Origin of the sequence: Cryobacterium gelidum (genome assembly GCF_004403985.1) — a bacterium.
GTDB lineage: Bacteria > Actinomycetota > Actinomycetes > Actinomycetales > Microbacteriaceae > Cryobacterium > Cryobacterium gelidum.
Genome location: NZ_SOHL01000009.1, coordinates 14164 through 37462, shown reverse-complemented (window position 1 = coordinate 37462; position 23299 = coordinate 14164). Strand labels below are relative to the sequence as shown.

The window sequence follows — 23299 nt, the reverse complement described above, 5'->3', positions numbered from 1 at the left end:
CGGGTGGCGGCGGCCCATAGTGTTGATGCATGACGAAATCTGTACCCACCATCACCCTCAACGACGGCCACATGATTCCGCAGCTCGGTTTCGGCGTGTTCAAGGTTGAACCCGACGAAACCACCCGCATCGTGACCGATGCGCTCTCGGTGGGTTACCGCCACATCGACACCGCTGCCATTTACGGCAACGAAGAGGGCGTGGGTAAGGCGCTGGCCACCTCGGGCATCGACCGCTCCGAGCTGTTCATCACCACCAAACTCTGGAACGACCGCCAGGGCACCCAGTCCGCCTTCGATGCGTTCGAGGAGAGCCTGGAGAAGCTCGGTCTCGACCAGGTCGACCTCTATCTGATCCACTGGCCGGCGCCGGCCAATGACAAGTTCGTCGAGAGCTGGAGAGCCCTGGAGAAGATTCAGGAGTCCGGCCGTGCCCGCTCCATCGGTGTCTCCAACTTTTTGGTGCCGCATCTGGACCGCCTACTGCACGAGACCACCATCGTGCCCGCCGTCGACCAGATCGAGCTGCACCCGGCGCACCAGCAGCCGGAGGTCACCGCCTTCGCCCGCGAAAACGGTATCCACATCGAAGCCTGGGGCCCCCTCGGCCAGGGGAAGTACCCGCTGTTCAATGAGGACGTCGTGAAGAATGCCGCTGAAACGCACGACAAGTCGCCGGCGCAGATCGTCATTCGCTGGCACCTGCAGAACGGCAACATCCTGTTTCCCAAGTCGAACCGCCGCGAGCGCATGGCGGAGAATTTCGACGTGTTCGACTTCGAACTCTCTCGCACCGAATTCACCATGATCTCAGCGCTGGAACGAGCCGGCCGCGTCGCGGCGCACCCCAACGAGGTGAACTAGCCGGCAGCATCCGTTGTTCCCAGTGGCCCGCCGACCGATGCTGCCGGGCCACTGGGTGTCACGGGGATGCGCCGGCCGTCTGGCAGGCTCGGCGTCGTCTAGCGTCAAGGGCCGCTCGCCCGAAACGGCATCTCGGGAGCACAATGGAGTATGCCCAATCGCCTCGCCGACGCCATCAGCCCCTACCTGCGAAGCCACGCCGACAATCCGGTCGACTGGTTCGGCTGGGGAGAGGAAGCGTTCGCAAAAGCCCGCGAGCGGGATGTGCCCGTGCTCGTGTCGATCGGCTACTCCACCTGCCATTGGTGCCATGTCATGGCCAGGGAAAGTTTCAGTGACCCGGCGATCGCGGAGTACCTCAACGCGCACTTCGTCTCCATCAAGGTCGACCGGGAGGAGCACCCCGACGTTGATGCGAGCTACCTCGCCGCTGCGAGTGCCTTCATCGAGGGACTCGGCTGGCCGCTCAATGTGTTCGTCACGCCCGACGGGCAGGCGTTTCACGCGGGAACGTACTTTCCGCCGGTGGCGCTGGCCGGACATCCGTCATTTCGCGACGTTCTGACCGCGGTGACGACGGCCTGGCTCACCCGCCGCGTCGAGGTGTTGGCCGGCGCCGCCCGCGTGGCCGAGTTGCTCGCCGGCTCAGCGCGCGAGCTCGCTTCGGACGCCGCGGACGCCGCCGCCTCCGAGTCTGGCGCGCAGCCCACTGCCGACACGCTCCACAAGGCCGTCGCACAGTTGGTTGGCTACGAAGACGCCCGTTTCGGTGGCTTCGGTGGCGCGCCGAAATTTCCGGTGGCCCCGGCGCTCTCCTTTCTCCTCGGCCACGGGGACGAGAACACGACCGGTGCGGGGTACCCGCGCGGCGAGGGGGCGGCGGGGGCGCCGAGTGACGACGGACCGATGCTCGCCCTGCGCACGCTCAAGCTCATGGGCGCGTCCCCGCTGCGAGACCCGGTCGAGGGCGGCTTCTTTCGCTATGCGGTGAACCGCGACTGGAGTGACCCGCACTACGAACGCATGCTCTACGACAACGCCCAGTTGCTCACCCTGTACACCCGCGCCTGGATGCTCACCGGAGCGGCCTGGGCACGCCTCGTCGCCGACGGAATCGCCCGTTTTCTCTGCGACGTGATGCAGCTACCCGGCGGCGGGTTCGCGAGCGCCCAGGACTCCGAGAGCACCGTCGACGGCCACCGGGTCGAGGGCGGGTATTACGCACTCGAGCAGCACGATCGCCTGCGGCAGACGCCGCCCGCCCTCGACGAGAAAGTGTTGACCGGCTGGAACGGCCTCGCCATCCAGGCTCTGGCCCGGGCCGGCTTCGCCTTCGACCAGCCGCACCTCATCGACGCTGCGCGCCGCGCGGCAGACTACCTGCGCGAGCACCACGAGCGCGCCGACGGTACCCTCGTGCGCGCCTCTGTCAGCGGACGCATCTCAACGGCGAGGGCCACGCTGGAGGACTACGGCATGTACTCACGGGGTCTCCTCGAACTTGCACTCGTCACCGGTGACGTGACCTACGCCACCCAGGCTCGTCACCTGCTCGACAGCACGCTATCGGTCACCGCCGACACACCCGTTGCGTCCTCCTCAGCGCCCCGGTCCGATGCGGGAATCACATCGCTGTCCGCCACCACGACTCTGGCGCCCGCCTTCCGCCCGCCACACGGCGCGGACCCGGTGCTCACCATACAGGGCCGAGTCAGCGCCGTCGATCCCTCCGAGGGAGCGTACCCATCCGGCCTGTCCGCCACCGCCGACGCGGCCCTGCTGCTGCACCGCCTCACCGGCGACGACCGCTATCTTCGGGCGGCGCAGGCCGGTCTGGGACTCGTCGCGACCCTCGCACCCGACCGTCCGCTCGCGTTCGGCGCCGCCTTGCGCCTGTTCGACGAGCTGCGAGTTCCAATCGAGCAGCTCGTCATCGTCTCGCCCGACACCCCCGCCGCGACGCTCCCGACGACCGGCGTCGCCCCGCCCACCGCCCCGCCCACCGCCCCGCCCACCGCCCNCCCGCCGCGACGCTCCCGACGACCGGCGTCGCCCCGCCCGCCGCCCCGCCCACCGCCCCGCCCGACACTCCCGCCGCGACGCCTCCGACGACCGGCGCCGCCCCGCCCGCCATCACCCTGCACGACCTCGCTCGACGTCACGCGGCGGGAGTTGTCGCCTCCGTTTCAGAATCGAATGCCCGGTCGTTCGCCGATGCCGGATTCGGCCTGTTCGCGGAGCGCACCGCACCAAGTGGCCAGCCCACCGCCTACCTCTGTCGCGACTTCGTCTGCCAGCTGCCGGTCACCGACCCGGCGCAATTGCCTCCGGTCGATACCACCGCCGCGCTCCTGGCCGAAATTGCCGCTGAAGCGCAACCCGTGAAGCGGGCACACGAGCACTAACATCGCAGGATCCAGCCACGCCGCAACTTGGCCCCGCACCCGACCGGCCCGCCGAGAGGATCCCGCAGGGTTCCCTGGAATACCATCTGGACCGCGCTCCTGGCCACCGCGTCGAGCGTGGTCGTCGCCCATGAACTAATCACGATTCTGCTCATGGCCCTCATCACCGGTTTGTTCGCCAGCTCTGCCCCCTGACCTGCATCACACGAGCGAAACGGATGCCGTAGCCTCCGTTTCGCCGGCGCCGCCGACCGATCGATCGGTCTGCGCAGCAAACTTCCGACAGCGCGACGTACACTAGGACAAATGCCACCGCGTTCACCGAACGCCAGTCGCTCATCGAGAACCTCGTCGCTTCTCAAGACGTTCACCGCTCAGAAACACCCTGAAGCATCCACGCCGACACAATCGGCCGCACTCCTCGGATTCAGTCTCGGCTGGCCCGCGATCGAGTGCTCCATTTTTTCAAGGAGGACCATGGCGAAACTCGATATTCCGGACGCACAACCGGATACTGCCACCCACGGCCGTCCCGAATCGTTCGTCGGCGACATCTTTGACACCGATGCCTTACGCCCCGACTCGGTCGGCTCCGACTCGAGCGCGCCGGAACCATCCACCAACACCGGGCTGATCTCGACGCTCTCACTCAGCAGTGAGACCGAACTGGTACTGATCACTCCGGATTCCCGCACCCGCCGCTTCGACCGTGACGACCTTGTTGTGCGCAAGGGCGAGATCGCCCTCATCAACGGCCACTACACGCCGCACGAGTCCATGGTGAAAGACCTCGTAGCTGTGTACGACGCTCTGACCAACGCCGGCATCGACTTTCTGCTGGTGCGCGGTGACCAGAACCGTCCGGTCATCGCCGTCGACCGCAAACGACGGAAGGAAATCACGAAGGTTCTGGCCACGGCGTTCGCCAACGAGCCCTTCTATGCCAAGCCGCTCGACGGCCATGTCAGCCAGCAGTTTCTGCTCGCCGATGGCGCGTTCACCACGCTGCGCAAGTCCTCAGTCTTTCGCGTCTATCGGCCGCGCATCGAACCAATCGGCCGCCTGCGCTACGGTGCTCAGACCGCGTTCCAATTTGAACTGTGGCGTTTCAGCGAGGACGAAATCGTCGCCCCGGTCGAAAACGCCCTCATGCGCACCCGGCTGCCGCGCTCCGAGGCCCGCGAAACCACGATCGACCTGTACGGGCGCACCTGGCTGACCCTGCAGAATATGTTCGAGGATCTGGCCAGCGACGTTTGCTTCGACATCGACCTCGTCTTTAGCTGGGTCGACGGCTCAAGCGACGAGTTCCAGCGCGAACGCGCCAAGCGCATGCAGGCCTACGTAGTGGGTGAGGGTGACGATTCGGATGCCCGCTTTCGCCAGATCGACGAGCTGAAGTACGCCCTGCGAAGTGTCTACATGTTCGCCCCGTGGATTCGGCGCATCTTCATCGCGACCGATTCTCCCGCCCCTGAGTGGCTCGCGGAACACCCGCGTGTGACGATTATGCGCAGCGAAGACTTCTTTGTTGACACCAGCGTGTTGCCCATTCACAATTCGCACGCCGTGGAAAGCCAACTGCACCACATCCCCGGCCTCGCCGAGCACTTCCTGTACTCCAACGACGACATGTTCTTCGGTCGCCCGGTTGGCCCCGAGCTGTTCTTCTCGCCCGGCGGAGTGACCAAGTTCGTGGAGGCTTCCACCCGCATTGGCCTGGGCGAGAACGATCCGACCCGAAGCGGGTTCGAGAACGCTGCCCGAGTGAACCGCGCCCTGCTGCGCGGCCGCTTCGGCAAGGTCACCACCCGGCACCTCGAGCACACGCCGGCGCCGATGCGCAAGAGCGTGCTGCTGGAGCTGGAAAAGGAATTTCCCGAAGACTTCAGTCGTACCGCGGCCAGCCGCTTTCGGTCGGCGACCGACATCTCCGTCACCAACTCGCTCTACCACTACTACGCGTTGATGACCGGCCGCGCGGTCGCTCAGACCCAGGCGCACTCGATCTACATCGAGACAACGTTGCGCATCGCGCTGCGGCAGATGAACCGACTGCGCAAACACCGCAACCAGGACATGTTCTGCCTGAACGACGGGAGCTTCCCGGAGATTTCCGACGACGAGCGCCATGCAGCCGTCATTGAGTTTCTGGACCTCTACTTCCCGTTCGCCGCGCCGTGGGAGCGCGCGAGCCAGGTGGTTACTGCAGAACCGGGATCGGCATGGTCATCGGCGGCTCATGTGATGCCGGCACGGCACCCGCGAGCATAATCTGTACGCCCAGGTCGCGGAGTCGCCCAGCCGTCTCTTCAGCGTCGATATATTCGAGCGCCGGGTAATTGCCGATCGGCACGACCGAATGCAGGATGGTGTCCGGATAAACGTGTACGAGGTTGAATGCACGGGCGCCATCCCAGCCGCGCGTACCACCGACGGGCACGGTGAGGTCCTGTGTGTAGCAGGTGGCCGAGGCCACCGATACCGGGATCCCCGCGAAGGTCGCGGTCGACGAGTAATGCAAGTGGCCGGCCAGGATGCTGCGCACATCGGTGCCGCGAAGCACCCGTGCCAGCCCGGCTTGGTCATGCAATTCGACTGCGACGGCAAGATCGAGCATGCTTGGCACCGGCGGGTGGTGCATGGCGAGGATCGTTCCCTCGGGTGCGGGTACCCGGAGCTGATCGGCCAGCCAGTCGAGCTGATCCTGGGATACCGCTCCGTAATGGTGGCCCGGCACCGTGGTATCGAGCGTGATGATACGAAGCCCGTCCAGATCGTAGACCCGGTCGATCGGGGTCGCTGACGCAGGTTCATCGAGCAGATTCGTGCGGAACACTTCACGGTTATCGTGGTTTCCCATCACCCAGATGACCCGCGCACCGAGCCTGGCAGCGGCCGGTTCGACGATGTCTCGCAGGTGGTCGTAGGCCCCCGGCTCGCCTTTATCGGCCAGATCGCCGGTGAAGATGATGGCATCGGGACGGCGCCCGGATGCCTCAACCTCGGCAAAGAGCTTGATGAGGTGTGCCGTGGCATCCACGCTGCCGTACAGACGATTGCCGCCGGCAAGCAGGTGAGTGTCACTGAGATGGAGGAGAAATTGGTTCGGCCTGGGATATTCAGCCGTTCGAATGCTCACAGAACTTCCATTCGTTCGGAAGGTGCGCACTCTGCACGCGCGCGCCAACGGTACTGACGGTAGTCCATCAGGAGTTCTTGAACGTTAGGTGTACGACACGCGTTAATCGTGCGAAATTCTGGGCCAATGGACGGGACCGACGTTGGATGAGTCTATGCCGACGTCGTCGACGCGCGGCCCTAGGCTGACCGCATGGCTCGATACGTACGCGTTGATGAATTTGGTGGTCCCGAGGTGCTCAGCATCGTGCGCGATGAGCGGCCGCAGGCCGGGCGCGGTGAAGTTCGGGTGCGCGTGCACATCGCCGGCCTCAACCCGGTCGACTATAATATTTTTCACGGCGGCGCGGCTGCCCTGCGCTACGAGGCGGTCCCGCCCTGCGGAAACGGCAACGACTTCTCCGGCATCACCGACGAGGTGGGTGACGGCGTCGCCGGGCTCGAGGTCGGCGATGCGGTATTCGGTGGCAAGCGGATGCACGCCCAAGCCGACTATGTCGTTGTCGACGCGACCCGCATCATCAAGAAACCGACCGCTCTGACCTTCGAAGAAGCCGGTGGCCTGGACATCGCCGGTCGCGCCGCCTGGGCCAGTGTGGCCTCCCTTGGGCTGACCGAGGCGGACACCGTGCTGATCGGAGCCGCCGCCGGGGGAGTCGGTATACTCGCCTGCCAGCTGGCTCTCCGGGCCGGGGCGACCGTGATTGGCACCGCCAGCCCGGCGAATCATGACTTTCTGCGTGGCCTCGGAGTCATTCCGGTCACCTACGGTGATGGTCTGGTCGACCGGGTACGTGCTGTCGCGCCGTGCGTGACGGCGGCCCTCGACTACAACGGGGCTGCCACGATCGACGCGGCCCTCGATCTCGGTGTGTCCGGTTCTCGCATCAACACGATCGCCGCGCGCGGCCATCGTGCCGGCGCCGGAATCACCGGGGTCGGCGGCCAGGCCGCGACTATCGACGATCTCAGCGCCCTCGCCACGTTGATTGCCGATGGCGAGATCGTGCTGCCGATCGACCGCGTGTTCTCGCTCGAGCAGGTGCAAGACGCTTACCGCTACCTCATGGCCGGGCATCTGCGCGGAAAAGTCGTGCTCGCCACTTGCCAGGCCGGCGCCTTCGGGTGAGGTGACCCGGGCTCCGCCCGGCACACGGCCTCCCCGAAAACGCTGTCTCCCCGAAATCGCTGTTTCCCAGAAACGCTGTCTCCCAGAAACGCTGTCTCCCCGAAACGCTGTCTCCCCGAAATCGCTGTTTCCCAGAAACGCTATCTCCCCGAAATCGCTGTTTCCCAGAAACGCTGTCTCCCAGAAACACTGTGGCATGCTGGACCGTGCGCAACCCGTCCATTCTCAGCTCCTTCAGGCAGGGATCATTCGGGTACCTCGCCGGAGTCGCGCTCACCACGGTTGCCTTCATCGGCCTCTATCTGTTTTTCGTGCGCAGCCACGCTGGCCAGGAAGCCGACCAGCTCGCCTACGACGGCGCCGAATTCGGCCGAAGCAGCATCACCCCGTTCACCGGCCGGGTGCTCGACTCGGTGCCCGATGTCGCCGTAGCGTTCGGTGTGGTGCTGACCGCGGTCATCGCGCTTGTGCGCCGAAACTGGCGTACCTTGATCGTCGCGCTCGCCGCCGCCGCGGCCGCCACGGCCACGGCCCAACTGCTCAAGTACGGCATTCTCTCTCGTCCCGACCTGGCCGTCGAGGGGTACGCGGGGAACTCCTTCCCGTCGGGGCATACGACGGTGGCAGCGGCATCCGCTCTCGTCGTGTTTCTGGTGGCGAGCCCACGCACCCGGCCGATGGTCGCCGGGTGGGGCACCGCCTTCGCTGTGCTGGCGGGTGTGGCGACGCTCGCCAACCAGTGGCACCGGCCGAGTGACGTGATCGCGGCGCTGCTGTGGGTGGCCCTCTGGGGGTGTCTCGCGGGAGTGGTGCTGGCCTGGCGGCGGGTGGGCGCCGACCCACGAGCGGATGCTGCGGCTTCCGCCACGGCAGCCACACGCCGGTTGTCTTTCACCGGCCTGCGCCGGTCGACCGTGCGTGTTGTTCGCTGGCTGTCGATCGGCTGCGGCGCTCTCTCAGCCCTGGCCTTCATCGCCACCCTCGTACTGAACAGCGGTCTGTTCGACGCTGTCGGAGTATTCGGCACCGTGGTCGCCTACCTGGGCGGGGTCGCGGCCATCGTCACGGCTGGCCTGCTGCTCGCGCTCGGAGGAACCCGGCTGTTCGCTCGGCTGCCCTAGCTTCGCAAAGTTGGGGTGTACTCCGTCAGGGGCGCGTGCGAGACTAACTCATGGCCGTCACGCTGAGAGCGCTCCAGACCGTAGTTCCCCCGACGATTCTGATCCAAGAGCAGGTGCGCGACATCTTCGCCGCCCAACCCGGACTCAGCCGACTAGCTCAACGGCTGGTCAGCACGAGTTTCAACGTGTCGGGCATCGAGACCCGGCACACCGTCATCGACGAGCTCACCCTAGACAACGATGCGGCCGAACCCCAGTTCTTCGATGCGCGGCAGCAGCTCCTGCTCGTGCCGAGCACCCGGGTGCGCAACGAGCTCTACATCACGGAAGCCACCAAACTCTTCGTCGAAGCCGGGCGTCGGGCGCTCGCCGCCTGCCCCGACATTCGTCCCGAAGACGTAACCCACGTCGTCACCGTCTCCTGCACCGGGTTCTATGCCCCCGGTCCCGACTTCATGCTCGTGCGCGAACTCGGCCTGCAGGCCAGCACCCAGCGTTACCACCTCGGATTCATGGGCTGCTACGCCGCGATGCCGGCCCTGCGCACCGCGAAGCAGTTCGTCGAGGCCGACCCGACCGCCGTCGTGCTCGTGGTCAGTGCCGAACTCTGCTCGCTGCACCTGCGCACCTCGAGCGACCCGGATACCATCGTCGCCTCCTCTCTGTTCTCCGACGGAGCGGCAGCCGGTATCGTCAGCGCCCGGGCCCCGCTGCCCGGCGAGAAGGCCCTCGGCCTCGACCTGTTCGAAACGGTGATCACCCCGATCGGCGAGGGCGACATGGCCTGGAAAATTGGCGATGAGGGCTTCGAGATGATTCTGAGCACCTACGTGCCGCACATCATCGATGAGCACATCGAAGGCGCCCTCGCCCCGCTGTTCGCCCGCGATGCGTCGATCACCGCGCAGCTTGCCGACGCTCTCCCCGCTGGGGTACCCGATTCGGCTGCCGGCGCCGTCGCGACGCTCCTCGCCCCGGTTCTCACCCTGGCACCCACCGCGTCGCTCAGCTCGGTGATCGAGCACTGGGCGATTCACCCCGGCGGCCGCAGCATCCTCGACAAGACCGAGGCCAAGCTCGAGCTGCGCACCGACCAGTTGATTCCCTCGCGCGAAACGCTGCGCACCAACGGCAATATGAGCAGCGCGACCATTCTGTTCGTGATGAAGGCCATCCTCGACGGTCCCGCCACCGCCGACGGGGAACGCGTGTGCGCCATGGCGTTCGGCCCTGGACTCACCGTGGAATCCGGCTTGATGACCGTGATCGAGGGCTGAATGGCCCGGCCTTCACTGCGGGTACGGGCCGACGAAGCAGCGGAGATCATGGATTCCCCACTGTGCGATCCGGCCATGCTCACCCGCACGTATCAGGATTTTCGGGTGGTCAACGCGGTCGTCTCGGGCTGGCGGCGAATCTACCGCCGCAGCATCCGCCCCGCCCTGTCAACCACAACCGAGACGACACTGCTCGATGTCGGCTCCGGTGGCGGAGATATCTCGCGGGCGCTGGCCCGCTGGGCGACGCGCGACGGCCTCCGGCTGCGGGTGACCGGCATCGATCCGGATGCCCGCGCGCACGGTTTCGCCACCAGCCAACCGCACATTGCCGGGCTGTCGTTTCGGCGTGCACTGAGCTCAGACCTCGTGGTCGAGGGCGCGCGCTTCGACTTCGTGGTCTCCAACCACGTGTTGCACCACCTCGGCGTCGACGAGTTGAAGGGGCTGCTCGTGGATTCGGAACAACTCGCTCGCCGCCACGTGCTACACGCCGATCTCGAGCGGTCGAACGTCGCGTACCTCGGGTTCGCGGCGGCGACCCGGCCGTTCTTTCGGCGCTCCTATATTCGCCCGGACGGGCTCACCTCGATCCGGCGCAGTTACACCGCGCCGGAGCTGCGGGCGGCGGTGCCGGCCGGGTGGACGGTGTCGCGCGGCCTGCCGTCACGGCTGGTGCTGGGCTGGGACAGGCCCGATGCGTGACGTCGTCATCGTCGGCGGGGGGCCGGTCGGTACGATGCTCGCCTGCGTGCTCGCGGTCGGCGGACTTGACGTCGAGGTGCTCGAGCAGCGCCAGCAGCCGTCCCTGCGTTCGCGGGCGATCGGCATCCACCCGCCGTCCCTCGCCGCCCTCGCCGGGATCGGTGTCGCCGACGCCCTGCTCGAGCGGGCCGTGCGCATTCGCGCGGGAGAGGTGCACTGCGATGGCCGAACGCTCGGGCAGATGTCGTTCGAACGGGCCACTCCGGGTTATCCGTTCGTCGTGGCACTGCCGCAATACGAGACGGAGGCCCTGTTGCGCGACCGGTTCGAGAAGTTGCGGCCCGGCCGGTATCGCAGCGGCGTGACCGTGACCGGGGTGCGTGAGCGCGGCGACGCGGCCCTGCTATCCACCGACTCGGGCACCGTGGAGGCCCGCTATGTGATCGGCGCGGACGGCGCGCGCAGTCGCGTGCGGGCGGCGGCCGGTATCACCTGGCGGCAGCTCGGACGGCGTGAAACGTATCTGATGGGAGACTTCGCCGATTCAGGCCCCCGCGACACCGACACCGGCGCGGTGCTCTACTTCGAGCGCGGCGGCGTGGTGGAGTCCTTCCCGCTGCCCGGCGGCCGGCGCCGCTGGGTGGCGATGACCGATTTTTTGGCCACGGATGCCGATAGCGCCGACCTGGCCGAGCTCATCCGTTTTCGAACACGGGTGACCGTGGCCGAGCCGCTCGGGGCGGCGAGTGCGTTCGTGGTACAGCAGAGGCTCGCGGGGCGCCTGCACTCGGATCCGTTGTACGCGGGGTCTCGGCGGTCCAACCTACGGGCCGAACCAGTGTCCGGGCCCCGGCCCGCCGGGCGCATCGCGCTGGTCGGCGACGCGGCGCACCAGATCAGTCCGATAGGTGGGCAGGGAATGAACCTCGGTTGGCTCGACGCCGTTGCACTGGCACCGGCGCTGCAGCGGGCGCTGCTTGATCCCGGGGCGGCGGCATCCGTTCTGGCCGACTACGACCGCACCCGCCGCGCCGCCGCTCGCCGCGCGGCCCTGCAGGCCGGATTCAACATGGCAATGGGCCGGCCAGCCCATGGCCTGCGGCTCGGCGCCCGCAACGCGCTCGTGCGCGGTCTCACGCTGCCGCCGGCCAACGAGCTCGTCGCACGCGCATTCACGATGCGCTGGTTGTGACCGATCGGTGCCGCCGGTCGCATTGCGAGGGTCACCGCAGGACGCGCCGCGCGCAGATATACGGCACGGGGTACAGCCCCGGGTGCGCATCGAGTTGAATGGACGGGTGACTTCTGCAATAACGACCACCGACCTCATCGCCCGACTGCGCACCGACCTCGCGGCCGCCCACTTCTCGGTTCCCGGCCTGACCGGCCTGTGGGGCATCGAAGCGGATGCTGCGCTCTATCGCAACCAGCGGGTTCCAGCCCAGCGGGCGCTCGCCGCGCTCGCCACCACGCTGGGCCGGAACGAGCCCGCCGCAACCCTCGCCCGGCTGTTCCTGCTGGGGGACCCGGTGCCGCGCGCGGACCTCGACGCCGCGTTGTCGTCGCTCGGGGCGGCCGGCGCCGAAGAACTCGGGCTCGTGGCGGCGGTCGACACGCTCGTGCGGCCACTCGTCGACACGCTCGTGCGGCCACTCGTCGACCTGCGCCCCTACAGCTTCATCGACGCCCACGGCGCTGGCAGCTGGTGGATCGTGAGCGACCTGGGGGAACTGGCGCTCGGGCATCCGCTCGGCGAAAGTCACGTGCTCGGCATCGGCGGAGCCTCGCGCACCCTGAGCGGACTCATGATGCCGACCCCGGTGGCGCGGGCACTCGATATCGGTACCGGCTGCGGGATTCAGGCCATGCACGCCTCCCGGCACGCCGAGCACGTCGTCGCGACCGACATCTCGACGCGGGCGCTCGAGCTCGCGGCGCTGAACGCCGAACTCAATGAGATCGACAATATCGAGTTTCGGTTCGGCAGCTTGTTCGAGCCGGTGGCGGGGGAGCGGTTCGATCACATCATCTCGAATCCGCCGTTTGTGATCACGCCACGCACCGAGGGTGTACCGAGCTACGAGTATCGCGACGGCAAAATGGTCGGCGACGCGCTGGTCGAGGCCGTGGTGCGCGGGGCGGCCGAGCATCTCACCCCCGGAGGCATCGCACAGCTGCTCGGAAACTGGGAATACCGGGGCGACACGGACGCCTTCGAACGGCTCGAGCACTGGCTCATGCCGGCTCAGCCTTCGCCCGCGCTCGACGCGTGGATTATCGAACGCGAGGTACAGTCACCGGGAGAGTATGCCGAGACCTGGATCCGCGACGGCGGTACTCGACCCGGCCTCGACTTCGACCGGTTGTACAACGCCTGGCTGAACGACTTCGCGGCGCGCGACGTGCGAAAAGTCGGCTTCGGCTACCTGCTGCTGCGACTGCCGGAAGCGGGGGCGCACGAATCCACCCTGCGCCGCCTCGAACGGATGCCCGACGCCCTCGGCCACAACCCGGCCGGCCTCGGCGCGCACCTGGCCGAGTGCCTCGCCGCGCACGACTGGCAGGCGCGAACGGATGACGCACGCCTGTTGCGCACCAACCTCACCGTGGCCCCCGACGTCACCGAAGAACGCCACTACTGGCCCGGTGAGGCGGACCCGACGCTGATGACCCTGCACCAGGGCAGTGGATTCGGCCGCTCGGTTGCGCTCGACACGGCGCTCGCCGGGCTGGTCGGTGCCTCTGACGGCGACCTCGCGGTCGGCGCCATCATCGGTGCTCTCGCCCAGCTGCTGGGCGCCGACGAGGCCGCGCTGACCGCCGAACTGCTGCCGCGGGTGCGTGAACTGCTGGTCGACGGCTTCCTGATCGTGCCGGAGCTCATCTAACGGCTCGCCCAGCCTCCGGCGCCCGGCCGAATGTCCTGAAGTGGCCCCGGTCACCCCCGGCACCCCCGTCAGAACTCCAGCAATCTGCGGGCGCGGAGGGGGAGTCGACCAAAATTCTGCGCATCCGCGTCGCACCGTTCACACAGTGCAGGAGTTACTCGGGACGCGGGGCGCTAACCTGACGCCATGACTCCTGCACCCGCACTACCGGCCGCCTTCGACCTCGGCGGGCGTACCGCGCTCGTGACCGGTGCGGGCAGCGCCACCGGCATCGGCTTCGCAGCCGCACGGATGCTCGGCGAACTCGGTGCCCCGGTGATCCTCACCGGCACGACGGCGCGAGTGCACGACCGCGCACGCGAGTTGACCGCGCGCGGCCTCGACGTCATCGGAATCGTCTGCACCCTCGACTCGGCCGCGGGTGCCGCGCACCTGCAGGCGGCGCTCGCGGCAAGCGGGCGAGAACCCACGATCCTCGTGAACAACGCCGGCATGGTCGCCGTCGGCGACGCCGAGATGGGCCACGGCGACATTCTCACCAGCCCCGCCGAGTGGGATCGGGGCCTGGCCATCAACCTGTCCACGGCATTCCACGCCACGCGCGCCGTGATCGGCTTCATGCGCGCGGCCGGCTGGGGCCGTATCGTGACGGTGTCGAGCGTGAGCGGAACGATCATGGCAAGCCGCGGCGATGTCGCCTACGCCGCGGCCAAGGCGGGGCTGGTCGGGCTGACCCGGGCCCTCGCCGTCGACGAGGCCGGAGCCGGCATCACCTCCAACGCCGTCGCGCCGGGCTGGATCGCGACCGGCTCCCAGCTCACGAGCGAGGCCCTGGAAGCTGCGCTCGTTCCGGCCGGTCGCAGCGGTACACCGGGAGAGGTCGCATCCGTCATCGCCTTTCTCGCCTCGCCCGGGGCCGCCTATGTCACCGGGCAGGTGATCATCGTCGACGGAGGAAACTCCGTGGCCGAGGAGCGCCGCCCGTTCTAAGCCGTTGTTTTCCATGGTGCGCGGCCCGCCCGTGTGCTGCAGATGTCGACAACGTCGTCGACAGTGACGGTCTGCGGTAGTTTGGTGTCATGACTGGCGCCGGACTGAAGTACCGCAGGCCCGCGCCCGAAAGTCGCCGTTCTGAAAAAGACCGATCGTGAAGCGGCGCACTTTTCTGCTCGGCACAGCGTCGGGATTGTCCGTGTTGGCCCTCGCGGCGTGCGTGGCGCCAGCGCCGGTGCCGCCGCCATCCACTTCGCCGTCGACCCTCACGCCCTCGCTGGTGCCCCAGCCGATCACGGTCGACCGTACGAACTGGTCGACCGACCCCTTCTCCCGCGGATCCTTCAGCTACGCCGCCGTCGGCGCCACTCCTGAACACCGCACCGCTCTCGGTCAGGCCGTCGACGCCCGGGTGTTCTTCGCCGGTGAGGCCACAGCGGTCGATGAGCCCGGGACGGTGCAGGGTGCCCGCGCTTCGGGCGTGCTCGTGGCCAGCCAGGTGCAGGGCGTCGCGGCTCCCGGCGAACGCATCACCATTGTCGGTGCGGGGATCGCCGGCATCACCGCCGCCCGCCGTCTCGTCGCCGCCGGCTTCAGTGTGGTCGTCATCGAAGCGCGCGACCGTATCGGCGGGCGCATCGACACCGTCAGCAGCGACTGGCCCTTTCCGATCGAGCGCGGCCCCTCGTTCGTGCACCATAGCTCCGACAGCTTCCTGGACAACGAGTTGACCGCCCTCGGGGTGACACTGTTACCGTTCGAGCGCACTCCCGAGGTGCGTAGCCGGGCGGGCGCAGTCGTCGAACCCTCACCGTTAGGCGCTCAGGCCGTGGCGGGCGCCCTCAGCTGGGCGGCCGATCAGCAGCAAGACGTCTCGGTTGAACGGGCCCTGATCGACTCGGGCGAAGCGAGCCTGTCGAAGACTCCGAATGCCGAAGGGCTCTCGGATGCCGATTGGCTGGAGTACGAAATCGCCACCCGGCTCAAGGTCGAAACCGGGGCGACGCCGAGTCAGCAATCGGCCTGGTACACGACCGATATCGCCAGTGCGGACAACGACCAGATCGTGGTCGGCGGGTACTCGACCCTGCTCACCAGTGAAGCGGCGGGCCTCGAGCTGCTGCTCTCGAGCGTGGTGAACCGGGTCGCGCACGACGATCGCGGCGTGAGTCTGCGCCTCGGCACCGGCGAGTCGCTGTCGGCCGATCGGGTCATCGTGACGGTGCCGCTCGGCGTGCTGAAGAATGCGACGATCGAGTTCTCGCCGGCGCTGCCCTTCGCCCATCGCGGCGCGATTGCCGCACTCGGAATGGGCGTGGTCGATAAGGTCTGGCTGCGTTTCGACGTGCCGTTCTGGGATACCGCGGCCCGGCTCTGGACCATCGTCGGCGAAGATTCCGACTTTGCGGTCTGGATCAACATGATGCCGCTCACCGGCGAACCCGTTCTCCTGGGTCTCATCGCCGCCGAAAACGCGACCCGGCTGTCTGCGCTCGACGACGATGCCTTTCTCGCCGCGGCGCTTGCGGCGCTCGAACCGTTCCTCGCGGTGCCCGGAGACTAGCTCAGGCGGCGGCCCGCCAGGGTGGGAGCAGGTGCCGCGGCATCCGCTTCAGCCGGGTGATCCCGGTGAGCAGCGCCGCAATTCCGGTGATGATGGCCACGATGATCAGGCAGTACAACACGGTCTCGCCGGGGCCGCTCACCTGACGTGCGTCGAGAAAGAAGTACGGGTACCAGCCAACGATCGGTCCGCGAATGAGCGTGAAGACCAGCCAGAACACGGGGAAGACGATAGCCCAGCCGAGATATTTCCACGACAGGCGGGCCTTGTACGGGTCGACGATCCAGTCGATGAGGGCGCAGATCGGAATCACGAAGTGCAGTAACTGGCTCGACCACGGCACCTCGATCGAGTAGTTCACGCCAGAGGACCGCCAGACGATGATTCCGTAGACCACGCCCGAGACCAGAATGTAGGTTGTCACCATGGCCCGCAACATATCGAGCCAGGCCGGATCGGTCAGCCGGCGCGCGGCAACCACTGCCGCCGTCACGAAGACGATGACCGACGCAATGCCGCTCTGCACCGTGAAATAGCTGAAGAAATTCGCGATGGCAAACGTGGTCACGCCCAGGGTGTACTGAAAATAGCCGATCAGGGCGACGAGTCCCGCCGCGCTCAAACCGAGGCGCGCCAGGGCGAACGCGGTGCGCGCGTTCATTCCCGCCCCCCGGCGGGGCTCGTGCGCGCGGTCATAGGCTAACGCTACGCCAGCGCTGGGCGGCCCCCGACCTCAGCCGGTGATCTGAAACTCGCTCTCGCCCGTTGTGGCCACATCGCTCACCTCGAGCGCGGTCACGACGGCGTAGCGCGGGCCGGTTTCGAGCCAGCGCAGCATGCGCGAAACGGATGCCTCCAGCCCCTCGAGCTCGAGTTCCACCGTTCCGTCCGGCCGGTTGCGGGCATACCCGACGAGCCCGAGGTGCAGGGCCTGGGCCCGGGCATGGTACCGAAATCCGACGCCCTGCACCTCGCCGCGGGCGAGCACGCGTTTACGAATCACCCCACCAGTGTGCACCGGGCGCGGGGACCGTGCGCGCTCCTTCGCTCTGGACCACGCGCAGGTCGAGTCACAGTGGCGGGGCAAGACACGGGCGGCCGAGAATGCCACACTGATCAAATGTCGCAGAACTCAGCCCTTGCCCAACAAGCCCAGGCCGCGGCCCGGGTGGCGGCCGAATCGGCCGGCGTGCTGGTGAGCAACGAGGGCAGCCTCGCCGGTTTTCTGGAGATAGAAACGCTCTTCAACACGGTCTGGCGGCTGCCACCCGGCGAGAGCGTCATCCCCTCCGAACTGCTCTGCAGCATCGGTCACGCCGGCTGCAATGTGACCGTGGCCCGGGACCAGGCCGGCCGCCTCGTCGGCGCCGCTGCGGCGATCGTCACGCCATCGTCCCCGTCGAAAAAGATCGCGTCGATGTACTCCCTGATTGCCGGGGTGCTGCCCGGCAACAGCGACCACGGCGTCGGCTTTGCCCTGAAACAGCACCAGCGGGCCTGGGGCCTGGACCGTGACCTATCCGAGATGACCTGGACCTTCGACCCCTTGGTCAGCCGCAATGCCCGCTTCAACCTCACCAAACTCGGCGCCCACGCGAGTGAGTACGCCGTTGATTTCTACGGCCCGATGATGGGCGAAATGAACGCCAACGACCCCAGCGACCGCCTGGTCGCGGTGTGGCCGCTCACGAGCGACGAGTCGGCTGCCTGCAGCGAAGACCGCCCGGTTGCGGTTGGGCTTCCCGACTTCGGGCTGCATGATGTGCTCCGGCTCGGCCCCGACGGCGAACCGGCCTTCGTTGCGGCGAATGGTGCTCTGTGGTGCCGGGTTCCCACTGATATTGTGGCGCTGCGCGGGCTGGACCCGCGGCTGGCCGCCCGGTGGCGGCTCAGCGTCCGGGCTATTTTCACCGACGTGTTCGCGTCGGGGCACGTAGCCCGCGGAGTCAGCCGTGACGGCTGGTACCGACTCGCACCGGGAGGAACCGCATGAAAATCGAGACCATCGAGCTGCGCCGGGTGCACATGCCGTTAGTGCGGCCGTTCCGCACCTCGTTCGGCACGGCCACCGAGCGGGTAGTGACCGTGGTGCGCGTCATCACAGCGGATGCCGAGGGCTGGGCCGAGTGCGCCGCCGACGCCCGTCCCCTGTACAGCTCCGAATTTCTCGACGCGAGCGACCTGGTTATTCGCGACCACCTGGTGCCCCGGCTGCAGGCGGTGGGCGACCGGCTCAGCGCCGAACTCGTCGCCTCCGCACTCGAACCGGTCAAGGGGCACAGGATGAGCAAGGCCGTTCTCGAAACGGCCATTCTCGATGCGCAACTCAAAACCACCGGCGCCTCCTTCGGCAACCATCTCGGCGCGGTGCGCGACAGCGTGCCGGCCGGCGTCTCGGTCGGCATCGTGAATTCGGTCCCCGAGCTGCTCGACGTCGTCGCCGGCTATCTCGATGAAGGCTACCTGCGTATCAAACTGAAAATCGAACCAGGCTGGGACCTTGCCCCTGTGCGGGCCGTGCGCGAGCGCTTTGGTCCTGACCTGCTGTTGCAGGTCGACGCGAACACCGCATACACCCTCGTCGATGCCCGCCACCTCGCCCTGCTCGACCCGTTCGACCTGCTGCTGATGGAACAGCCGATGAAGGAGGACGACCTGCTTGGCCATGCCAACCTGGCCAGGCTCATCTCCACGCCGATCTGCCTCGACGAATCGATCGGATCCGCCCGCGACGCCGCGACGGCGATCACCCTCGGCGCGTGCAGCATCATCAACGTGAAACCGGCCCGGGTCGGCGGCTATCTCGAGGCTCGGCGCATCCACGATGTCGCCGCGGCCCACGGCGTTCCGGTCTGGTGCGGCGGCATGCTCGAAACCGGCATCGGCCGGGCGGCCAACGTGGCCCTCGCCGCCCTGCCGAACTTCATACTGCCGGGCGACACCTCGGCCTCGAACCGGTATTTCGCAGAGGACCTCACCGCACCGTTCGAGCTCGAGAACGGGCACCTGCGGGTGCCGACCGGCCCAGGTATCGGCGTGGAGGTACTGTCCGACGTGCTGGACAGTGTGACCGCGAGAACCGACAGCATCCGTTTCTAGCCTGGGTCACCAGAGCGCCCCGACCCTGCTCCACGGCCGGCATGCTCGGGGCCTACTCTGGAAGCATTGAAAACCTGGAGGAACAATGACCGTATTGACCGCCGACCTCTACGACGAGCGTGGTGACGAGCTGCAATCCGTACCCCTGCAGTTTCAGACGATCGGTGGGCGCGCCCGGTTCAGCGGCCCGATCCGCACGGTGACCTGCTTTGAGGACAACGCGCTGCTCAAGTCGATCCTGTCCACGCCCGGCGACGGTGCCGTACTCGTCATCGACGGCGGCGGCTCGTTGAACTCGGCGCTCATGGGCGACATAATCGCCGACCTCGCCGTCGCGAACGGATGGTCCGGCGCGATCATCAACGGCGCCGTGCGTGACCGGGTCGCCATCGGTGCCCTCGACCTCGGCGTCAAGGCCCTCGGCAGCAACCCCCGCAAGAGTTCCAAGACCGGTTCCGGGGTGGCGGACACCGTCGTCGAGATCGCCGGCGTCGTCTTCACCCCCGGGCGCACCGTCTACTGCGACGAAGACGGTATCCTCGTCGAACGCTGACCAACAGCAGGAGGCCCCGAGCAATTTCGCTCCGGGCCTCCTGCTGAACGGCTCTTACTGCTGAACGGCTCTTACTGCTGAACGTCGTCGATGCGCACGACGACGAAGCCGGCGTCGAGCTCGACGTCGCGGTCGGTGCCATCGTCGAGGGTGACCTCAACCTCGTACACGTGGTCCCAGTCTTCGTCCCGATCAAAATCGGTCACGCGACCGTTGCCGACCGCGACGAGGGCGGCGGCTTCCGCGCTGGCACGCTCGCTGGCGGCCTGGTCGGCGGCGCTCGCGTCGGCCGTGGCGCTCGGGCTCGGCGCCGCCTCGCTGTTGTTCGAGGAGTCGTCACTGGTGTTGTCGTAGTCGCCGACCCAGACCACGTCGAAGGCATCGTTGAGTTCGAGGTCGACCTCGGTGCCGTTGTCGAGGCGGACCGCAAGGTCGTAAGCGCTTCCGCCGTCATCGTTGCGCTCGGCGCTCGACACGGTTCCCGGACCGACTTCGGCCAGGGCGGCGTTGCTCGCGCGGTCGAGGGTTTCGCCGCTGAGCGGGCCATCGTTGTCGCCGAGGTTGGTTGCGGCCAGGGCAAGGCCCGCGCCGCCCAATACGAGTGCGACGCCAGCGGCGCTGGCCAGGAGAATATTCTTCTTGTTCATACTGCAGGTACCTTTGGTCGGGCTCTCAGGCGCGGAAGACCAAACGGCCATGCCAAGTTGCTGGCTTAAGCATAAGCGAAAGTATGTACACCCCTGAATCGGCTAGCCGCAGCTGATCGACCGGCGGGCCGACCGGGCCGCGCGTCAGGGGTGATTCAACGCATCCGCTGCGGCGAACTGTTCGAGCACGCTCGATCGCACATCGGGGGCCCCCGCAACTCCCGGTTCGGGGGCTGCTCGGGCCGGTCCTCGGCAGGCTACATTCAGGTACCCGACAGGAGAACCGTGACTTTCGATGCTCCGATCATGCGACAGCGTTGCCCGGCGCAGTCGAGCATGGAAGTGCTCCTGCTGGAGCAACGCCTGGTCGCGCCCCGCAGTTCGCTGGAACGCCTGATCGGTCGATCCCCGCTCGGCGCAGGCAGCGTGCGCTGCTTTGACGCCGCCCGCGCGGAAATCGCCGTGGGGCTGGCTCTGGCCGAGCTGCCGCGGGAATGGATCGTTTTTCATTCCCTGCCGGTGGGCGAGAGCGGTGCCGACGTCGACCACCTTGTGATCGGACCGGCCGGGGTGTTCACCCTCCATTCCCACCGGCAAGCGCGCAAATCGGTGCAGGTCGCCAGCCGCAATGTGCAGATCGGTGCCCGAAAGATTCCCTATTTGAGGCAGGCCGAATATGAGGCGGGTAGCCTCACTGCCTTTCTCGCCCAGCGGATGCCGCGCCCCGCATCGGTGCGCGGCGTCGTCGTGCTCGTCGACGCCAAGAACGTGATCGTGCAGGCACAGCCGTCACGGGTGAAAATCATTGAGGCGCCCGACCTCTGCGCCTGGTTGCAGGGACTACCTCCGGTGCTGGCCCCACTCGACCGGCTGGCAATTGCCGGATACGTCGAAAATCCCGTGCTCTGGCAGGCGCTCACGGCGCTGGAACCGGCCGAGATCCTGCAGCGCTTTGCTGTCCTGGAAACGGAGGTGGCTCGTGCACGTCGCACCCGTCAGCTGTGGTTACTGTGCGGAATGGTGTTCACCACCTTCACGGCGCTGGAGATGCTGCTGATAGTGCCCCGACTGCTCGGCGCGCCGTAGCCTGCCGGCGGCCTATTCGCAGGCGCTGCCGTCGCCGTCGCGGTCGAGGTGGCTGCCGTAGCCGGGATCTCCGGCGTGCACGGGGGCCGCGCCGGCCTCACGTGCGGCGGTGCAGGTTGGGAAAAGACGTTGCTCGGGGTCTCGTCGTCCGGCTCTGCCGGTTCGGGCGCGTCGCCCGGCGCGATGCCGGTGCTCGAAAGCTCGTCGGGGCAGTCTGACAGTATGCGCGTCATCGCATCATGCTCAGCCGGGGTCACCCACAGCGCATGGGCCGCTTTGACCGAGACCTGCCGCGCCACATAGATGCACCGGTAGCTGTTCAGCGGCGGCAACCAGGTGGCCGTGTCGCCATCTCCCTTGCGCGAGTTGGTCACGCCGTCAACGGCAAGCAGGTTGAGCGGATCATTGGCCAACGCCACCCGCTGCTGCTGCGACAGCTGCTGCGCGCCGGTCTGCCATGCATTCGACAACGCCACGACGTGGTCGATCTGCACGAGCGACGAGGTCGTCTGCCCACGCACGAAAGCGATGGTCAGGCCCGTGTATGGCCCGAGCAGGGTGCCGCTCTGCACTTCACAGCCACTGTCGACCACGAGCACGGTCAGGTCGCGGGCCAGAATGTCGTTGCGGGTGTCGCATCCGTTCTGGTCGACGTCTTGCCAGGCTGATCCGAAGCTTTCCTCGCGGTCATAGCCGGTCTTCGGCGCGCGCCCCTTGATCGGCAGTGTCGCGAGCACGGCGAGGGCCGCGGGCTCGGGGGCGGTGGTGGCCGGCCGTGCAGCCGTCGGCGTCGCGCTGCCCATAGTTCGGGCCCGATCAGGCGAAACGGATGTGCCCGTCACCGCCGTACCGATCAGGATCGCCGCGAGCACGCCCACGATCACCCCGATCACCAGAACCGACCGGGTCGGGCGTCGAACGGTCATAAGGCTCCTTCTGGCCGCAGGCGCACGACCCTTCGAATATACGTTGTACAACCCGGCCGTCTCGACTCAGGGGCAGCGGGGTGATATCCGCTTGGTGAAAGCCCCCCTATTCTGGGGGTCATGCCGATGGGGTGGCACTGGCAGGATATAAAACCCGGCGAGGAGCACTCATGACTCACATACTCTCCACGCGGCGGCGCCTGTCGACGCCGCCGGAAATGCCCGAATCGAATCGCACCGGAGCGCCTCGATCATCAACTGGCCTGTTCTGGCTGCTTGGCCGGGCGTCGCGCAACGCTGCGGCGACGCCCGACGCTCTGGCCCTGGCTCGCGCGCGCACCGACACCGCCGTCGACACCCTGCTCGCGACGCTGCCGCAACACTGGGCTGCCTTCACCTCGACCGCGCTCGGCGGCGACGACGGAGCGAGCACCGTGCGCCTCCTCGTTGGCCCCGGCGGCATCTTTGCGTTGCACGCGCAGCCCTACGACGGCCACATCGTCTGGGTGCACCGCCACACGGTGCTCGTTGCAGGGCCGCGCTCCCCGGATCTCGCGGTCGCCGAAGCCGGCGCATACCGCCTCACGCTGTTGCTGCGGGGTCGGCTGCCGCTGCGAACGGCGGTGCAGCCAGCGCTCGTCCTGCTGGGCACCCGCGCCCTGTGGGTCACCGGCCGCTCGCCGTCGGGCAGAACTCCGCCGGTGCTCGGCGCGGCCACGCTCGGCGCCTGGCTGGCCGCGCGCCCTCAGGTCTTGCGGCCCATCGAACGCATGGAACTCGCCGCCGTGATCGACAACCCGCTGACCTGGGGCATTCGCCCGTCTATCGCGCCGCGGCCCGGTAGCGTGGGGGTCTGATAATCCACCGATTCCGGTGCTTATAACCACGGCGGCAACGATGCC

21 protein-coding genes are annotated in these 23299 nt (G+C 67.3%); 16 read left to right on the top strand and 5 right to left on the bottom strand.

Features of this window, described 5'->3' with window-relative positions; all coding sequences use genetic code 11:
• Positions 1-29: 29 nt before the first annotated feature.
• The 3 genes from E3T50_RS05510 (at position 30) to E3T50_RS05500 (ending at position 5542) form a co-directional block, all read left to right on the top strand.
• Positions 30-863: an aldo/keto reductase gene (locus tag E3T50_RS05510; RefSeq protein ID WP_134550960.1), complete on the top strand. Its 834-nt coding sequence runs from the start codon at positions 30-32 to the stop codon at positions 861-863.
• Between the two features lie 150 nt (positions 864-1013).
• Positions 1014-3248: a thioredoxin domain-containing protein gene (locus tag E3T50_RS05505; RefSeq protein WP_241990777.1), complete on the top strand. Its 2235-nt coding sequence runs from the start codon at positions 1014-1016 to the stop codon at positions 3246-3248.
• A gap of 497 nt (positions 3249-3745) precedes the next feature.
• Positions 3746-5542, top strand: coding sequence for a stealth family protein (locus E3T50_RS05500; RefSeq protein ID WP_134550959.1), 1797 nt, complete (start codon positions 3746-3748; stop codon positions 5540-5542).
• Here the strand turns inward: E3T50_RS05500 and E3T50_RS05495 are convergent.
• Complete coding sequence (locus E3T50_RS05495) at positions 5472-6410, bottom strand: phosphodiesterase (RefSeq protein WP_134550958.1); 939 nt, start codon at positions 6408-6410, stop codon at positions 5472-5474. The genes E3T50_RS05500 and E3T50_RS05495 overlap by 71 nt on opposite strands.
• A gap of 192 nt (positions 6411-6602) precedes the next feature.
• On the opposite strand from E3T50_RS05495, the gene E3T50_RS05490 reads away from it, so the two are divergent.
• The 8 genes from E3T50_RS05490 to E3T50_RS05455 all read left to right on the top strand — a co-directional run bounded on the left by E3T50_RS05490 (position 6603) and on the right by E3T50_RS05455 (position 16086).
• The gene (locus E3T50_RS05490) at positions 6603-7538 is read left to right on the top strand and encodes an NADP-dependent oxidoreductase (protein ID WP_134550957.1); all 936 of its coding nucleotides are present in this window, start codon (positions 6603-6605) and stop codon (positions 7536-7538) included.
• Positions 7539-7729: 191 nt separating this feature from the next.
• Positions 7730-8659: a phosphatase PAP2 family protein gene (locus tag E3T50_RS05485; RefSeq protein ID WP_166784212.1), complete on the top strand. Its 930-nt coding sequence runs from the start codon at positions 7730-7732 to the stop codon at positions 8657-8659.
• Between the two features lie 50 nt (positions 8660-8709).
• Positions 8710-9936 carry a type III polyketide synthase gene (locus E3T50_RS05480; RefSeq protein ID WP_134550955.1) on the top strand — a complete coding sequence of 409 codons (1227 nt, stop codon included), beginning with the start codon at positions 8710-8712 and terminating at the stop codon, positions 9934-9936.
• The gene (locus E3T50_RS05475; protein WP_134550954.1) at positions 9937-10641 is read left to right on the top strand and encodes a class I SAM-dependent methyltransferase; all 705 of its coding nucleotides are present in this window, start codon (positions 9937-9939) and stop codon (positions 10639-10641) included. It begins immediately after the preceding gene.
• Positions 10634-11833, top strand: coding sequence for an FAD-dependent oxidoreductase (locus tag E3T50_RS05470; protein ID WP_134550953.1), 1200 nt, complete (start codon positions 10634-10636; stop codon positions 11831-11833). The genes E3T50_RS05475 and E3T50_RS05470 overlap by 8 nt, the downstream gene beginning before the upstream one ends.
• A gap of 106 nt (positions 11834-11939) precedes the next feature.
• A complete protein-coding gene (locus tag E3T50_RS05465) occupies positions 11940-13529 on the top strand; it encodes a DUF7059 domain-containing protein (RefSeq protein ID WP_241990776.1) in 1590 nt (529 codons plus the stop codon).
• A gap of 186 nt (positions 13530-13715) precedes the next feature.
• On the top strand, positions 13716-14519 hold the full coding sequence (locus E3T50_RS05460; RefSeq protein WP_134550951.1) for an SDR family oxidoreductase: 804 nt from the start codon (positions 13716-13718) through the stop codon (positions 14517-14519).
• Between the two features lie 157 nt (positions 14520-14676).
• On the top strand, positions 14677-16086 hold the full coding sequence (locus E3T50_RS05455; protein WP_134550950.1) for a flavin monoamine oxidase family protein: 1410 nt from the start codon (positions 14677-14679) through the stop codon (positions 16084-16086).
• Position 16087: 1 nt separating this feature from the next.
• Here the strand turns inward: E3T50_RS05455 and E3T50_RS05450 are convergent, their stop codons facing one another.
• Complete coding sequence (locus E3T50_RS05450; protein ID WP_134550949.1) at positions 16088-16747, bottom strand: Pr6Pr family membrane protein; 660 nt, start codon at positions 16745-16747, stop codon at positions 16088-16090.
• A gap of 72 nt (positions 16748-16819) precedes the next feature.
• On the bottom strand, positions 16820-17089 hold the full coding sequence (locus E3T50_RS05445; RefSeq protein ID WP_134550948.1) for an acylphosphatase: 270 nt from the start codon (positions 17087-17089) through the stop codon (positions 16820-16822).
• Between the two features lie 117 nt (positions 17090-17206).
• Here E3T50_RS05445 and E3T50_RS05440 point away from each other — a divergent pair, with 117 nt between their 5' ends.
• The 3 genes from E3T50_RS05440 (at position 17207) to rraA (ending at position 19738) form a co-directional block, all read left to right on the top strand.
• The gene (locus tag E3T50_RS05440) at positions 17207-18079 is read left to right on the top strand and encodes a chorismate synthase (protein ID WP_134550947.1); all 873 of its coding nucleotides are present in this window, start codon (positions 17207-17209) and stop codon (positions 18077-18079) included.
• Positions 18076-19185 (top strand): o-succinylbenzoate synthase, encoded by a 1110-nt coding sequence (gene menC, locus E3T50_RS05435; protein WP_134550946.1) that lies wholly within the window; start codon positions 18076-18078, stop codon positions 19183-19185. Before E3T50_RS05440 ends, menC begins: the two co-directional genes overlap by 4 nt.
• Before the next feature lie 85 nt (positions 19186-19270).
• Positions 19271-19738 (top strand): ribonuclease E activity regulator RraA, encoded by a 468-nt coding sequence (rraA, locus tag E3T50_RS05430; RefSeq protein WP_134550945.1) that lies wholly within the window; start codon positions 19271-19273, stop codon positions 19736-19738.
• Positions 19739-19809: 71 nt separating this feature from the next.
• On the opposite strand, the gene E3T50_RS05425 is transcribed toward rraA, so the two are convergent.
• A complete protein-coding gene (locus E3T50_RS05425; RefSeq protein ID WP_134460343.1) occupies positions 19810-20385 on the bottom strand; it encodes a PepSY domain-containing protein in 576 nt (191 codons plus the stop codon).
• Positions 20386-20670: 285 nt separating this feature from the next.
• On the opposite strand from E3T50_RS05425, the gene E3T50_RS05420 reads away from it, so the two are divergent.
• Entirely contained in the window at positions 20671-21471 is an 801-nt protein-coding gene (locus tag E3T50_RS05420; protein WP_134550944.1) for a nuclease-related domain-containing protein, read from the top strand.
• On the opposite strand, the gene E3T50_RS16945 is transcribed toward E3T50_RS05420, so the two are convergent.
• Positions 21381-22397 (bottom strand): HNH endonuclease family protein, encoded by a 1017-nt coding sequence (locus E3T50_RS16945; protein WP_420898718.1) that lies wholly within the window; start codon positions 22395-22397, stop codon positions 21381-21383. The two genes, E3T50_RS05420 and E3T50_RS16945, sit on opposite strands and share 91 nt — an antisense overlap.
• A 170-nt stretch (positions 22398-22567) precedes the next feature.
• On the opposite strand from E3T50_RS16945, the gene E3T50_RS05410 reads away from it, so the two are divergent.
• Positions 22568-23254: a hypothetical protein gene (locus E3T50_RS05410; protein WP_134550943.1), complete on the top strand. Its 687-nt coding sequence runs from the start codon at positions 22568-22570 to the stop codon at positions 23252-23254.
• Positions 23255-23299: the final 45 nt, after the last annotated feature.